The 13,913-nt window shown below is 40.6% G+C and carries 10 protein-coding genes; 8 read left to right on the top strand and 2 right to left on the bottom strand.

What is annotated here, in order from left to right:
* Window positions 1-105: 105 nt before the first annotated feature.
* The gene (locus G7B18_RS03375; protein WP_164108389.1) at window positions 106-501 is read right to left on the bottom strand and encodes a VOC family protein; all 396 of its coding nucleotides are present in this window, start codon (window positions 499-501) and stop codon (window positions 106-108) included.
* A 133-nt stretch (window positions 502-634) separates the two neighbouring features.
* Window positions 635-1,912, bottom strand: coding sequence for an ATP-binding protein (locus G7B18_RS03370; RefSeq protein WP_164122068.1), 1,278 nt, complete (start codon window positions 1,910-1,912; stop codon window positions 635-637).
* A gap of 273 nt (window positions 1,913-2,185) precedes the next feature.
* Here G7B18_RS03370 and G7B18_RS03365 point away from each other — a divergent pair, with 273 nt between their 5' ends.
* From G7B18_RS03365 to G7B18_RS03330, 8 genes are all read left to right on the top strand, one after another.
* Window positions 2,186-3,202: a hypothetical protein gene (locus G7B18_RS03365; RefSeq protein WP_164108391.1), complete on the top strand. Its 1,017-nt coding sequence runs from the start codon at window positions 2,186-2,188 to the stop codon at window positions 3,200-3,202.
* A gap of 342 nt (window positions 3,203-3,544) precedes the next feature.
* Entirely contained in the window at window positions 3,545-4,093 is a 549-nt protein-coding gene (locus G7B18_RS03360) for a dihydrofolate reductase family protein (RefSeq protein ID WP_164108392.1), read from the top strand.
* A 282-nt stretch (window positions 4,094-4,375) separates the two neighbouring features.
* Window positions 4,376-4,942, top strand: a complete 567-nt coding sequence (locus G7B18_RS03355; protein WP_164108393.1) for an RNA polymerase sigma factor — start codon at window positions 4,376-4,378, stop codon at window positions 4,940-4,942.
* A gap of 57 nt (window positions 4,943-4,999) precedes the next feature.
* Window positions 5,000-6,088: a FecR family protein gene (locus G7B18_RS03350; protein WP_164108394.1), complete on the top strand. Its 1,089-nt coding sequence runs from the start codon at window positions 5,000-5,002 to the stop codon at window positions 6,086-6,088.
* Between the two features lie 36 nt (window positions 6,089-6,124).
* The gene (locus G7B18_RS03345) at window positions 6,125-9,460 is read left to right on the top strand and encodes a SusC/RagA family TonB-linked outer membrane protein (RefSeq protein ID WP_205601698.1); all 3,336 of its coding nucleotides are present in this window, start codon (window positions 6,125-6,127) and stop codon (window positions 9,458-9,460) included.
* 4 nt (window positions 9,461-9,464) lie between these two features.
* Window positions 9,465-10,745 carry a RagB/SusD family nutrient uptake outer membrane protein gene (locus tag G7B18_RS03340; RefSeq protein ID WP_164108395.1) on the top strand — a complete coding sequence of 427 codons (1,281 nt, stop codon included), beginning with the start codon at window positions 9,465-9,467 and terminating at the stop codon, window positions 10,743-10,745.
* 2 nt (window positions 10,746-10,747) lie between these two features.
* Window positions 10,748-11,695 (top strand): phosphodiester glycosidase family protein, encoded by a 948-nt coding sequence (locus G7B18_RS03335; protein WP_240452760.1) that lies wholly within the window; start codon window positions 10,748-10,750, stop codon window positions 11,693-11,695.
* Window positions 11,696-11,703: 8 nt separating this feature from the next.
* A complete protein-coding gene (locus G7B18_RS03330) occupies window positions 11,704-13,461 on the top strand; it encodes a BACON domain-containing protein (RefSeq protein WP_164108396.1) in 1,758 nt (585 codons plus the stop codon).
* Window positions 13,462-13,913: the final 452 nt, after the last annotated feature.

Below are 13,913 nucleotides of genomic sequence, written 5' to 3'. Positions count from 1 at the left end.
AGGAAAGAGTTTTCTACTTGGCTTGTACTTCGATGCGGGTCTGTTACAGACCATAGTTCGGTATTTATTGAAGCATATGTCCATTAAAATACAAGAACAGCACAATTACATCTGCAGTACGTTAAAGGTGTGTCCATCTGGATCAGCAAAGACAAAGCCATAGTAAGTCTTTCCAAATTTCTGAGGTCTAGAAAGAAGTCTCCCCCCTGCCAGCTCTACAATATTGGCCCAGTTATCCACCTCCTCTTCGCTGGCTGCAGACAGCGTAAACATTACTTCAATAGCATTTTCAGCATCGGCAATTTTAACCTTCATATTAGCTTCAAGCACATCTTTTAGAAAGAAATGTATGACAAAGTTATCTTTTCCTATAAGGAAGCTCGTAAGGTCTTTTGTAACAGGGTGTTTTCCGTTAGGGGTAAAGCCTAATGCCTCATAGAATCTGGTTGTTCTTTCTAAATTATTTACCCCGAGGTTTGCCCATATTTTTGTCGAATTCATCTATAGATTTTTATGTAAAAATAAGCGGATCAGGGAAACACTCGCTTTTCCCATGACAAGAAAGGTCGTTTCTATTTCTTACACCGCTTAGATGATAGCAAAATCCATAAAATAATCAAGGGCATGTCTTAGCTTAGCATTTGATTTCCAGCAATTTCTTTATTCGTTCCTTTTCTTTATCCGATAGGGGAATAGCCTGTTCCACTATCGGTAATATCTCCATCCTCCGCTCTGTTTGCAGTAATAAATCTAAAAAGCCGAGGTACGTTCGTACCAAATCTGGTTTTATACCGACAAATGCACGTGGATCTACAATGTAAAGCTCTTGTACCAGTTGTAATAATATTGCTTTTCTCTTATTATCTTCTTCCGACGTGCTATATCGAGGGAGAAGATCTTTTTGAGCCAATTCAAGCATTTTGATGGTTACAGCTTGCTCACGGACATATTTTTTTTGTTTACGATCCAGAAGATCACGTAGTTCCGCCATCAATCGACGGTATACGACCTGATGCTCTTTTTCACTGAATAGATTGCCTTCATTGGACAAGCCGATTTCCGATTGTTCGAAATGGTTGAAAAATATAGATTCTATATACACTGAATGGTGAAATTCTATCGCATTATTGTTAAAGCTACTTAACACTTTGGCTACCTCCATTTTTTGACTGTTAAGGAAATAGTAGTAGTAGCGGTCACCTATCGGCTGCTTCCATCTTATATAGTTGACTTTAAATAGATACGAATTTTGTGTTGGACTATATATCGTAACCGATGTTGTATCTGTCTCTTGGATGAGCTGATTATAGGAAAGAATTTTTCCATTTATTTTTATAGTGTACCCAAGCTCTTTGTTGAGCTGTAAAAACCAACCAAATTCCTGAGCTAGGAAATCCAAAAATTCTGCTGATTCCAGTACCGAAGCGTTCACGCTAAATATACCTTCCAATACCACTGTTGTGCCTGTGCTTTCTGCTTGCGATAGCTGTGGCTCTGAGCTTTCGTATTCCTCTTTTGAATTTCTATCTATTGTAAGTCTATATGCCATTAGCTTACTTCCTATGGATACCACGGTATGCCAGGTGGCACGTGTCGCAAATAAAGAAAATGAAAATCGTCCTTTGCCTTTCTTCCCGCGTGTATAGGAGGTGCGTTTAGGTACGGCTTTCTTCAGTGAATCTAAAAAGTTACCAAATGAATAAGGCAGTAAATCCGGAGTGATGCCTTCACCATTATCCATGATACGGATACGCTCAATATAACCTAGTTCATTGCTTGATATATCTATGACTACCGAAGTTGCCTTTGCGTCAAATCCATTCCAGATATACTCTGCGATGACCTGTTTGGGGTCTTTTGGTAATCCTGACGATTCTATACTAGCATTTGTTATTTTGGTACTATTCTTCATTATGAATTGCGGTTTTGTATATCAAACCTACATAAATTCGTCTTTACAAGCAATATAATTGCGTTGTATTCTAAAGACGGATTTTGTAGCGCTACTCATCCATTTAATTATTTTTGGTCAAAATAGAGAAAATCTATTGCATGACGGTACAAGACATAACTGAAAAAAAATCCATTGAAAGAAGAAGTGTGTTTTAATTTTTATTAAGTAATTTACATTTTTTTATCCTCAAAGGATATTTTTTCATATGTTTAACGTGTTTAATTTTAAAGAATGAAGATTCGTAATATATTCTGGATTACTATTTGCTCATTATTATGGTTGAGTTGTTCAAAAAAGACAGCCATTGAAGAAATAGAAGCGAGCATACCCAAAGAGCCTACTGAAGAAGTTACTCCTAATCCGAAACCCATATTTGAGAAACGTCAGGTTCGGCTCGAGATGAGGGAATACTATACCGACCAAAATATTGACGAGAACTATTTTTTAGGGAGTATCTGGCATCTTAAAGATACAATACAAGGCTTACGGCTTGAAAGCTTGAAAAAAATAGCCAAAGATACTAAATTCCATATTTTATCGTACAATGATCCATCCATAGATATAGGCTTCTTTGAGCCTAATTACAACTCGATTTTGACTTACGCTAATAAATTCAAGAAATCAGGTCAGTTCAGTAGTATGAATTTTTCGAAGACTACGTTTGCCGATTATGCGGAGATTCAAGGTTATTTAGGCTATTCCAAGGATGTACAACAGGTATTGTCACTCGTTCGGCATTCTGACTCGACTACCGTCCAAAAGAAATACAATACATTGCTTTATAATAATCTGAACAAGCTCACACTTTTCGTTGATTACTTAGAATATGATGAAGCATACCCTGATCAAGTAATTACTCCGTTAAAGAAAGAAGGTTACAATCCCTATCTGCTCGCATCGGTCACCTATGGCAGTCAGTTGATTCTTATGGGAGAGAGCGATTCTACGCGTGTAAGTCTAAATTTAGCCCTTGAAAAGTTATTGGATAGTAAACCTCTAGATAATACGGATCTAAAGGTGCTAGAGCGTAGTCGGGTGTTATTTTATTATCGAGGAGGGGGCAAAGAGAGCTTCGTTCAGTACCCAAAGGGGGCTAAAGCTGTTCAATCAACAGTCACGGAACTGCTTGCGATGATCAAACAAACAGAAAACATTTTCAACTATCCCCTCAAATATTCGTTCATGAGTATGGCCGATTACAGTGTATTAAGTACCTACAATATATACAACATGCATATCAAAAAGTAAAAGTACCTTGAGTCATTCCTCCTGTCGCGATTTTTTTCGAGGTTCGTACATGGGTGTTATTTTTCCTCAAAAACTAATAGCAGATCGGTGTTTTGAGAAGTAATGACTATTGCCTAAGGTGTTCAATTTCTTGCCTTATGACAAATATTATCACAACATCTATTTATAGACTTGTATAAAAAATAAGTTTTTGAAAGAAAGTGATTCTAATCTATAATGGAGCTTATATAGCAATCATTTTGTCTCTTGGTTCAAAAGCATACTCTAAGAAAGAATACGAAACATCCTTGGAGCTGTTGAAAATCAAACCAAGCTGGCGGATCGACAAGTAATTAAACACCTATGAAAAAAGTAATAGCGGCAATGAATATGACGATTGACGGATTTTGCGATCATACCTCAGGTATCCCTGACGAAGAGATACATCAACACTATGCAGATCTGTTGCGAACGGCTAGTATCGCTTTATTCGGTAGAATAACTTATCAGCTTATGGAGTTTTGGCGTACCGTGTTGGTCAATCCAACAGGCGATAAAGCGATGGATGATTTCGCTATCGCTATAGACAATACACCTAAGCTTGTTTTTTCACATATGCTGAAAAGTATAGATTGGAGGAGTGCAAAGTTAGCTAGTCAAGATCTGGAGAAAGAGGTTTTACGCCTTCGACAGGAGTCTGGAAAGGATATATTTGTATGCAGCCCGAGTTTGATTGTAGCATTGACCAAACTCAATTTGATAGATGAATATCAACTTTGTATTCACCCTGTTATAGCAGGTGGCGGATTGGCACTATTTAAAAATATTAGCCATAAAATTAACCTCAAACTCATCAAAACCAAAACATTTAGTGCAGGTGCAGTTATACTGTATTATGAACGTATCAACTAACAAGGTACGAATGATCGGCCACTGCGTAATTTTCCTTTCTAAAGTTGTTTCAGAATAGCTCTGTTTGTCTTTAGCTTCAATTGAACAGTTGGATAAGATTAGTTTTTTTACGCAATTGCAATCGTAATTACATCGTGGGGGATCATTGACAGATCAGAATACGTTGATATTTTTGTTTTTATCGATTTTTATTCAATATTTTTATGGTGATAAATTTGATGCACAAATAACTTAACCTAGATATAACAAAAGATTTATATCGGGTATCCTAAATTTGCCAATGTGAATCCAAATGAATTGAACAGCTCTCATAAAGCAGAACATCAGCTGCTTGACCAACTCGCTTCTGGGAGTCATGAGGCTTTCGAAAAGCTGTACCGCTTGCATTGGATATTTGTTTATAATGAAGCCTATAGACGGTTACGCAATCAAGACGAGGCTGAAAATATCACACAGGATATCTTTACAACGCTATGGGAAAACAGGGAGAAGACATCGATTCAGGAACTTAAGTCTTATCTTTTTGTCCTAACGAGGAATAAAACCCTTAATTTCATTCTCAAAAATAAGCCCGCCTTAATCACAGACTACGAAGAGAATATTCAGAATGATTCATCTCCTTTAAAAGACCTACTTACGAAAGAAGCTTACGATACTGTTCATGAAAAGATTCTTTCTTTGCCCCCACAGCAGCGAGCAGTTTTTGCCATGCGATACCATGAAAATAGATCTACAGATGAAATCGCAGCAGTGATGGGACTCTCTATAAAAACAGTTCGGAACCACCTTGGGAAAGCTATTTCTGCAATCCGAAGTATACTCAAGTTTCTGATTCTACTTTTCTTTTAATTTTTTTACATCCCACTGGGCTTTCCTGTTTATCATCTGTCTTTAGTATAAGAACAGATGATGAAAAAGAACCTCAAAGACATAATACAAAAATATCTTCTTGGCAAAGCTGACAAGAAGCAAATAGATCATGTAGAGCATTACTACGATGACTTGCAGTCCGATCTCGATATTACCAAAGAAAAGTCTACGAGACAATTAGAAGAGATGGAATCCCGCATATGGATCAATATACATGCGCAGCAAAAGGTGAAGACTTTACGCCGTTCTAGGCATCGGTACATACGTTGGGCAGCAGCAGTGCTTTTACCCTTGTTGTTGGTGGGGGGCTACTATCTGAAGTCGATAAATAGGACTGAGGTTGATTTGGCCGAGGTAGGTCCGGGCAAGTTTGGTGCTAATTTAATCACAGAGACCGGACAGGTATATTCCCTGACATCTTTGGAGGATTTAGCAAAGCTGGAAGACGAAGGTATTTATCGGGAAGAAGATGGGAAGGAAGTTGGTATGCATGAGATTGTAACACCAAAAGGCGGGTATTATCAGTTGGTTTTATCTGACGGTACGTCTGTATGGCTTAATGCTGCTACGGCTATACGATTTCCTGCACGATTTGCAAGTGGTAAAAGAGAGGTGTTCTTATCAGGCGAAGCTTATTTTGATGTTTCACATGACAAATCAGCTCCTTTTATTGTTCACACAGACCAACAATCAACAAGAGTCTTAGGGACAAAGTTTAATATTACCTCATACAAAGGACAGCAGGCTGATATTGTTACTTTAATAGAAGGTTCGGTCGAGGCGACATCCAATTATAACGATAAAATCCTTATGACTCCAGGTCATCAGGCATATATTGGGAAGCAGATACGCTATACCACTGTAGAAAATGCAGAAGATGTTGCGGCTTGGCGTAAAGGCGAGTTTTTCTTTGATAATACGCCAATCGGCGAAGTCATGACCCGAATCGGTCTGTGGTACAATATCGAGGTCAATCTTGACAATCTTCCTGAAAACAGATTGAACGGGTTGGTCAACAGAAATGTGCCGTTAAAGAAGCTGTTAGACCTGATCGAAACCACTTCGAATGTCAAAATTATAGTCAAGGAGGGCCGACTCACCATCGCTACGAATCAAGAAAAATAATATGCGAGTAATCAAACTAATTAAACAATCAAATTCATGAGTTTTTTTAAAAGAAGAAAAGGAGTGTTGGGGCTGGCTTTGGCCCTGCAGTTAGGAGCAGTGATGCCCACTGTACATGCTGCTTCCCTACAGCGGGTGTCTTTAGATGTTAAGAATGAAAAGTTGGTCGATGTATTTAAAAAAATAAAACAACAGACCAATGTTTCCTATCTGTTCGATGGTCAGTATAGAAGTGAGGCTAATAGGGTGTCTATAAAGGCACAAAATGTAGATCTTGCAGAATTGTTGTCGGATATCTTCAAAGGACAGCCCTTTGACTATGAACTGAACCAAGGTGTCATCGTTATAAAAGACAAACCTGCGCCAGTTCCGGCTCTACGAAAAATCGATGTAATCCAACAGTTTGTTGCCGGGTTTGTGGTGACGGAGACAGGGGGAGCTCTAGCAGGCGCGTCGGTACAAATCATCGATGGAAGCAAGGCTACGCAAACGGATGAAAAGGGCTATTTTAATTTGCCTATTACAGGAACATCAGCGACCGTACGTGTCAGTTTTACGGGGTATGAGTCGAAGATTGTCACCATTCGTATGCATGAAGCCCCGAAGGTTATATTGAACGTTGAAGAGAAGCTTTTAGAAGAGACCGTTGTGGTAGGATACGGCACGCAGCGTAGGTCGCTGGTGACCAGCGCTGTTGGAAGCCTTAAAATCGATGATTCGAATATGCGACAGGTGGCGAGTCCCACGAGGTTACTCGAAGGTCGCATTGCTGGTGTAAATGTATCTATGGGATCGGGCAATCTAGCTTCTGGAGAAAAAATTACTATACGAGGTAATTCTTCTATCAGCGCTGGAAATAACCCCTTGTACGTAGTCGACGGAGTACCAATCAATACTTCGGATATGGCGTTATTTTCATTTGGAGAGTCCTACAGTCCACTAGCTGCGTTTAATCATGCCGATATAGAATCCATCGAAATCTTGAAAGATGCCGCATCAGCTGCTATTTACGGTTCGCGCGCTAGTAACGGTGTTGTACTTATCACCACGAAGTCTGGTAAAGCTGGGAGGAATGATGTACGGATTAATGTAACAAGCGGTTTTAGCCAGTTTGCCAATAAGGATAAGATAAAGCTCGCTAATTCCGAGCAGTATATAGCCAGCTTTAATGCCGGTGTGGACAATTACAATAAGCAATACGGGCGTAAAGTAGGAGACAGTGATTATAAGATACGTATCCAAAATCCCTATCAGGGACTTCCAGATACAGACTGGTTAGGACTGATCTTGCAGACAGGGTATTTTCAAAACTATGATGCAGCACTCTCAGGAGGAAATACCAAGACCAATTATTATTTTGGACTGGGACTTACCGATCAGTCGGGCGTAGTTAAGAACAATGCGATTCGTAAGTATAACCTGAATACAAAAGTCAGCCACAAGTTTGCTGATTGGCTAGAGGTAGGGGCAAATAATATGGGGAATTTCATTAAAAACAACCAAGTGCCTGGTGCCAACTTAGGGTCTACCATTATTGCGCGTGCTATTGAACAACGCCCTTTCGACCGTCCTTTTAAGCCTAATGGCGATTATTATGTGGGAGGTACAGATGAGCTGACGCGACACAATCCGTTACAGATCCTAAACGAGCAGGATGCTTACGTAGATAATTATAGATATCTGGGTACGTATTATGGGCAGGCTAATTTTTTAGATCATTTTTCATTTAGATCATCTTTTAGTGCAGATATCGGTTACACCTATGATTATACCTATTATAATCAAAAGCATCCTTATGGTACTGGAGTAGGTCGATTGTTGGATTATAACAGGTTGATCCAAAACGTTGTGTTTGATAACGTTTTGAATTATAATAATACGTTTGGGGAGCTGACTGTATCGGCTATGTTGGGACATTCGTATCAGAAGCAGATGAGCCGATCTTCGTCCATTGACGGTCGCGGGTTTCCGACCCCATCTTTGCAGGTCATATCTGTAGCATCAGAAATTTTCGCCGCCAGTGGTGGTATTGGCGAGTATGCGTTGGAGTCTTATTTCGGAAGAGGTACTTTTTCCTACAAAGACCGCTATTTAATGACTGCTACTTTACGGGCTGATGGATCTTCTAAATTTCATAGGGACAATCGTTGGGGATATTTCCCTTCCCTCTCTTTTGGCTGGAATATTTCCAATGAAGAGTTTATGGGGATCAATGAAAATGATTTGAAGTTCAGAGCAAGCTACGGTGTCACTGGAAATCAGGAGGGGATTGGGCAGTATGCCTATCAAGCGCTTATGTCAGGAGGACAGAATTATGGTAATGAATCCGGGATATCCGTTTCTTCTTTTGGTAACAAAGACCTACGTTGGGAAAAAGCAAACCAGTATGATGTTGGTTTTGATGTCTCTTTTTTTAAAAGAAAGCTGAATATCGTATTTGATGCTTATTACAAAAAGACATACGATCTTCTTTACAGCATGCCTATTCATGCTACGACAGGGATGACGAGTATCGTGAGCAATGTTGGCTCTATGATGAATAAGGGGCTCGAGCTTGGCATCAATACCAATGTGCCGCTGGGACAAGTACAGTGGAAGTCAGCGTTTAATATCGCCCACAATACCAATCGTATTACCTCTTTACTGGAGGACCAGACACCGATTGCGATAGGTGATAATAGAGCGTTAAAAGTAGGTGAGAGTATTGGTGCATTCTATTTATTCGACTGGGATGGACTATTTCAATACGATGGCGAAGTGCCACAGGAGCAGTTTGAACTGGGGGTGCGCGCCGGAGATGTGCGTTGGCGCGATGTCGATGGCAATAATATTATCAATGACAACGACCGTATGGTGTTAGGAAATGCCAATCCCAAGTTTACAGGAGGTTGGAATAACTCTTTCTCCTATAAAGGTGTACAATTGGACTTTCTGTTTACCTACTCCTATGGCGCTGACGTGTATGCGCAATGGAAATCAACAGGAATGGCCAATCTAGGAGCAAATTTCGCTAAAGATTTGAGCTACGTAGAAAACGCATGGACAGGGGCTGGTAGTACAAATGTGTACCCAAGAGCATTGGTCGGATTAGGTCATAATACGAAAAACTCAACACGTTTTCTCGAAGACGGCTCTTTCATCCGTCTGCGCTCTATGACATTGGCTTATAATTTTGATAAGCAATTTATAAGACAGGTTAAGTTAAATGGTCTTCGGGTATTTGCTACTGTAGATAACCTGTTTCTACTGACAAACTATTCTGGATGGGATCCTGAGGTGAATAATAATCTTGATCCACGATATTACGGCGTTGATCTATTTGGGGTACCTCAACCTAGAACTTTTAGCTTTGGCGTAAACATTAATCTATAAAACCATGAAATTCCAAAATATCTTTATATTGACATGTGCTGCAACGGTATCGTTGTTTAGCTCCTGTGCGGACAAGTTAGATCTCTATTCCCACTCGGCTATGGCTCCAGATGCGGTGACAGCTAGCGATATACCGGCTCTGCGTCTAGGGATGTACAATAATATGCAGAATGATCCCGGTGTACACAATTTTATAATCTTTGATCTTTTAGGAGGTGATTTGCAGACAGGGGCCAATAGCTCACCGCTTAATTTGATCAATGCTACGCTTTCTCCACTCAACTCCATCGTTTCTAGAGGCTGGAATGGTTATTATAGCTCATTGTACCAGGTCAATAACGTGTTGTCTATCTGTCTCGCTCAGCCAGAAAGTAGCCTCCGTAATTTAACTTTGGGCGAGGCTTATTATTTTAGAGCTTTAAATTATTACAATCTTATAACGCGTTGGGGCGGTGTACCGGTACTGCCTGGAAATACTTTAGATAAGCCTTTCCGGACACCTAAAGAGCAGGTTTGGGCCTTTATTGAAACCAATCTTATTGAGGCTGCAAAATACTTAACAACATCCAAATCTTATTATTATGTTTCGGCAGATGCCGTTAAGGCTTTGCAGGCGCGTGTGTATCTGGCACAGGGCAAAAAGCAAGAGGCTGCGGCGGCAGCACAGTCTCTTATTTCTTCTGGTAAATATGCATTGGATAGCTTTGAGAAAATCTTTAGGAAGCAGGCTAATGCAGAGGTCATCTTCGCATTTGAAAACCTTTCCGAAGAGTCATCCATTAATATTTCGGATCTATTTTACTCCTATGCACATCCGAATAAAGGGCAGGGAAACTATAGAATCACTAACGAAACGGTCAATCTGTTTGCTCCTACGGATAAACGGCGTAACATGACCATCGTCAATATTGCGGGGACCGATTGTGTCAACAAATATCCCAGCGGACAGACAGGGAGAGATCCGGTTATCATATCCCGTATTTCGGAGATGTATCTTATAGCTGCGGAAGGATTAGGCTTAGACAAAGGCTTGACCTATTTAAATGCCCTACGTCAATTTCGCGGATTACCTGCTGTAGCACCATCTTCGGAGAACGAGTTTATTACGGCATTACTTCGGGAACGGCAGCTCGAGCTCTTGGGTGAGAACTTTCGGTATTATGATTTGATCCGTACTGAAAAAGCTATAAGTACATTAGGTATTTTACCTTATCAGACACTTTTACCTATTCCTGGTAGTGAACTGCAACGCAATACAAATTTAGAACCTAATCCCGGCTATTAACTATGAAGATGATCCAAATACAAAAAACCTTATTGGCTACAACGCTTGGACTTGCCCTCACGGTATTGTCCTGTAGCAATAAAGAAGAGTTTATTAGGGTAGAAGATACCTATTCTCTTATACCTACCTCAGAGGTAGGTAAGAAAATTGTCGAACAGACAGATCTTATGGTGCACATCCATCAGGACAGTACCTATCAAATTGTGGATGGGGTCAGTGCTACAGAGATAAGCTATATATCGAAGACAGGTCTTGCGAAGAAAATATTTGTCATTGAGGCAGATCTTACCAATCCCAACATCGGTGTTGAAGTTTCGACGCCCAATAACTCTGCTCAGTTTGGTATGCAACCCATGACTGCGCAGGCTACGTTTGAGGATTATGAAGGGCATAAAGTATGGGCAGGGATCAATGCTGATTTTTACAATATGACCAACGGTACTCCTCAAGGTATTGTATATAAGGAAGGTGTCGCAATCAAGACTACCGTTACAGATCAAGTGAATACTTTCTTTGCTATACTAAAGAGCGGAAAGGCTTTTGTCGGTAATCAGGCCGATTATGCACAAGTGAAAAGCGAGATCCAAGAAGCTGTGGGTGGACGCGTTACTCTAGTTGCTGATGGGATATTACAAGCTCAGACATCTGATGTCTTGGAACCGCGTACAGCCATTGGAGTTTCTCAGGATGGAACTAAGGTATTTATGCTTGTCGTAGACGGACGCAGGTTTCATTATTCCAATGGTATGAGCTACGAAGAGTTGGGCAAATGCTTAAAAGCACTTGGAGCCTACGATGCTATTAATCTTGATGGCGGAGGTTCTAGTACCTATTTCAAGCGAAGTACAGCAGATTTCAGTATAGGTAGGTTTCAATTACGCAATTGGCCTTCCGATAATGGTGGTGCAGAGCGTGCTGTGGCCAATGGTTTATTGTTAATAGCAAAATAGAACATGTTATGAATCGTATTGTAAAAAGTTTTCTCATCCTAATATCCGGGTTGTTCTGCCTAGTTTCGTGTAAAGACATTGATCTCGAAAGTTTTACGCCTAGTACAGGCCGTATCGGTTTTGCCAGTGTCTCGTTGGATGCTCCTAATACATTAGACACACTTTGGATAGACCTGAATAGCAACTTGCCTTTTAGATTGAAAACCGATGATAGCTGGATTTCCTTTGTGAAACCCAATGGGCTATCTTCTGAAAAAGTTGGAATTATTACAGCAAGAAATCGTGATTTGGCTGAACGTATAGGTAAAGTAGTGGCCTATGTTACTGATGAGGTACGAGCCGAAATACAAATTAAACAATCCGCAGGAGATCCGCTTCCAGATGTTACACGTCATTTTTATGTACGCGTAGATGGGCAAACTGCTGCCGATGGGCTTTCCTGGACGAACGCTACTTCTTTGCATAAGGCGTTGGATGAAGCTGTGAATGGCGATTATATCCATGTGGCAGCAGGTGTGTATATTCCTACGCAGGTATTGACAGGAGGGGCATCAGTCCAAGATGCTACATTTGAAATTGCAGAGAATGTGCGTATCATAGGGGGGTATCCCGCTCAGGCTACCAATGGATCAGTAGCAGACCCTAAGTTACATAAGACGGAGTTTAACGGGAACAACAAATCTATTCACGTTGTTACTGTGATTGCGCCCAAAGCGCAAGGGCAGCAAGTTGAGTTGCATGGCATAACCATTACCAAAGGTATGGCAGGAGGTACCGGATCGGTCAATGCATCGGGAACTGTTGTCAGTAAGCAGCATGGAGGAGGTTTGTTTGTCTCAAAGGCCAAGGTATTGCTGAAGAATGTTTCTGTAACTGATAATGGTTCTGCAAATCACGCTCCCGGTGTTTATATCACATCATTAGCCGATGTAACTATGGATCACGTATCGGTAAAGAATAATTATACGACGATAGCTGCTTCCAATGGTGGCGGTATCTGGAATGATGGTTCCCGTCTTGTGATGTACGATTCCGAGGTTGTAGGGAATCGCATCGGTGGTGTAGGTGCCGGATTATACAGCTTGAATACTGCTGTCGAAAGTGTGAACATACTTTATAATGTTACTATAGCCAGAAATATCACAGGTATATTTGGTAATAACGCAGTAGGAGGAGGTATTTATGCCCGTGAAAAGTCATTATTTTACGTAGTAAATTCTACAATTTATGGCAATAAGGCTGGAGGTAGCGCCTTTGGCGGTGGTGTAGCATTATACGGGGCCACCACTTTCCATCTGATCAGCTCCACCGTTTCAGGTAATGAGGCGGGTACTACAGCTACTGCTGCCGGCGGTGTGGGGATTCACAATGCATCCGCCAATAACAATAACCTTCATATTTATAATTCATTGGTGTCGGGCAATTTGCGTGGAAGTTGGTCTGACATTGGAGGCAACGCGTACGCCGGTTATTCGGTCAAATCATCTATATTAGGTACGCAGGTGCTTGATTTTGACGGAAGACCTACTTTAGGGCAGTTTGATCCGGAAGTGTCATTTGTTGCATTTGGACAGCATGGTGGTTTTGGCGAAACATTTTCGCTTAAAGGTACCTCGGCAGCGAGCACCGAAGGTATGTCATCCCTTCAGCTCGAAATTCTGGCCAATAATTTGCAGGCATTGGAAAGTAAGAAGTTACTTGTAGATCAAAACAATGTATCTCGCTCAAATAAGAAAGTTATGGGAGCAGATGTCGTTATTAAATAGCTTTATATTTGATCAAAACAGAACTCGTACGTATTTATACAAAAAAGACCTGAAGTTCCCCGCTTCAGGTCTTTTAACTAACCAATTCCCGACGGATCCCAAACAAAATATAAAGAGGGGGCTATGGTCTTTAAAAACACGAAGAGATTTCACGACCGGATTTTTCAAATTCATGAAAGATGCAGGACGAAGGTGTTGATCCCATGGTAAATCTATGATTCTCCAATTAGCTTGACACCTCCCCAGGAGTTAGTACTTTTCAATCTTCAATAGTCATGTTTTTAGAGTATTAATAATATATAGATAATGTAGTTGTTTAGGTTTTTTTTGACAAAACAAATAGAATATAAAACCAATAACGGCGATAGCCTTGCACGATGTGCCGCTATCTTACCTATACCAGGAGCTCTTTAGTAGCTTTACCGTGCCTTTCTGGTACATTTCAGTATCTT

Source organism: Sphingobacterium sp. xlx-130 (assembly GCF_011007405.1).
In the GTDB taxonomy this organism is placed as follows: Bacteria; Bacteroidota; Bacteroidia; order Sphingobacteriales; family Sphingobacteriaceae; genus Sphingobacterium; species Sphingobacterium luzhongxinii.
Note: the sequence above shows the minus strand (reverse complement) of the source record. Positions and strands in the feature narration are given on the sequence as shown.

Coding starts and splice junctions, on each gene's coding strand:
- G7B18_RS03340 (WP_164108395.1), top strand. CDS start 9,465: ATGAAATTCCAAAATATCTTTATATTGACATGTGCTGCAACGGTATCG.
- G7B18_RS03370 (WP_164122068.1), bottom strand. CDS start 1,912: ATGAAGAATAGTACCAAAATAACAAATGCTAGTATAGAATCGTCAGGA.
- G7B18_RS03330 (WP_164108396.1), top strand. CDS start 11,704: ATGAATCGTATTGTAAAAAGTTTTCTCATCCTAATATCCGGGTTGTTC.
- G7B18_RS03360 (WP_164108392.1), top strand. CDS start 3,545: ATGAAAAAAGTAATAGCGGCAATGAATATGACGATTGACGGATTTTGC.
- G7B18_RS03365 (WP_164108391.1), top strand. CDS start 2,186: ATGAAGATTCGTAATATATTCTGGATTACTATTTGCTCATTATTATGG.
- G7B18_RS03375 (WP_164108389.1), bottom strand. CDS start 501: ATGAATTCGACAAAAATATGGGCAAACCTCGGGGTAAATAATTTAGAA.
- G7B18_RS03345 (WP_205601698.1), top strand. CDS start 6,125: ATGAGTTTTTTTAAAAGAAGAAAAGGAGTGTTGGGGCTGGCTTTGGCC.
- G7B18_RS03350 (WP_164108394.1), top strand. CDS start 5,000: ATGATGAAAAAGAACCTCAAAGACATAATACAAAAATATCTTCTTGGC.
- G7B18_RS03335 (WP_240452760.1), top strand. CDS start 10,748: ATGAAGATGATCCAAATACAAAAAACCTTATTGGCTACAACGCTTGGA.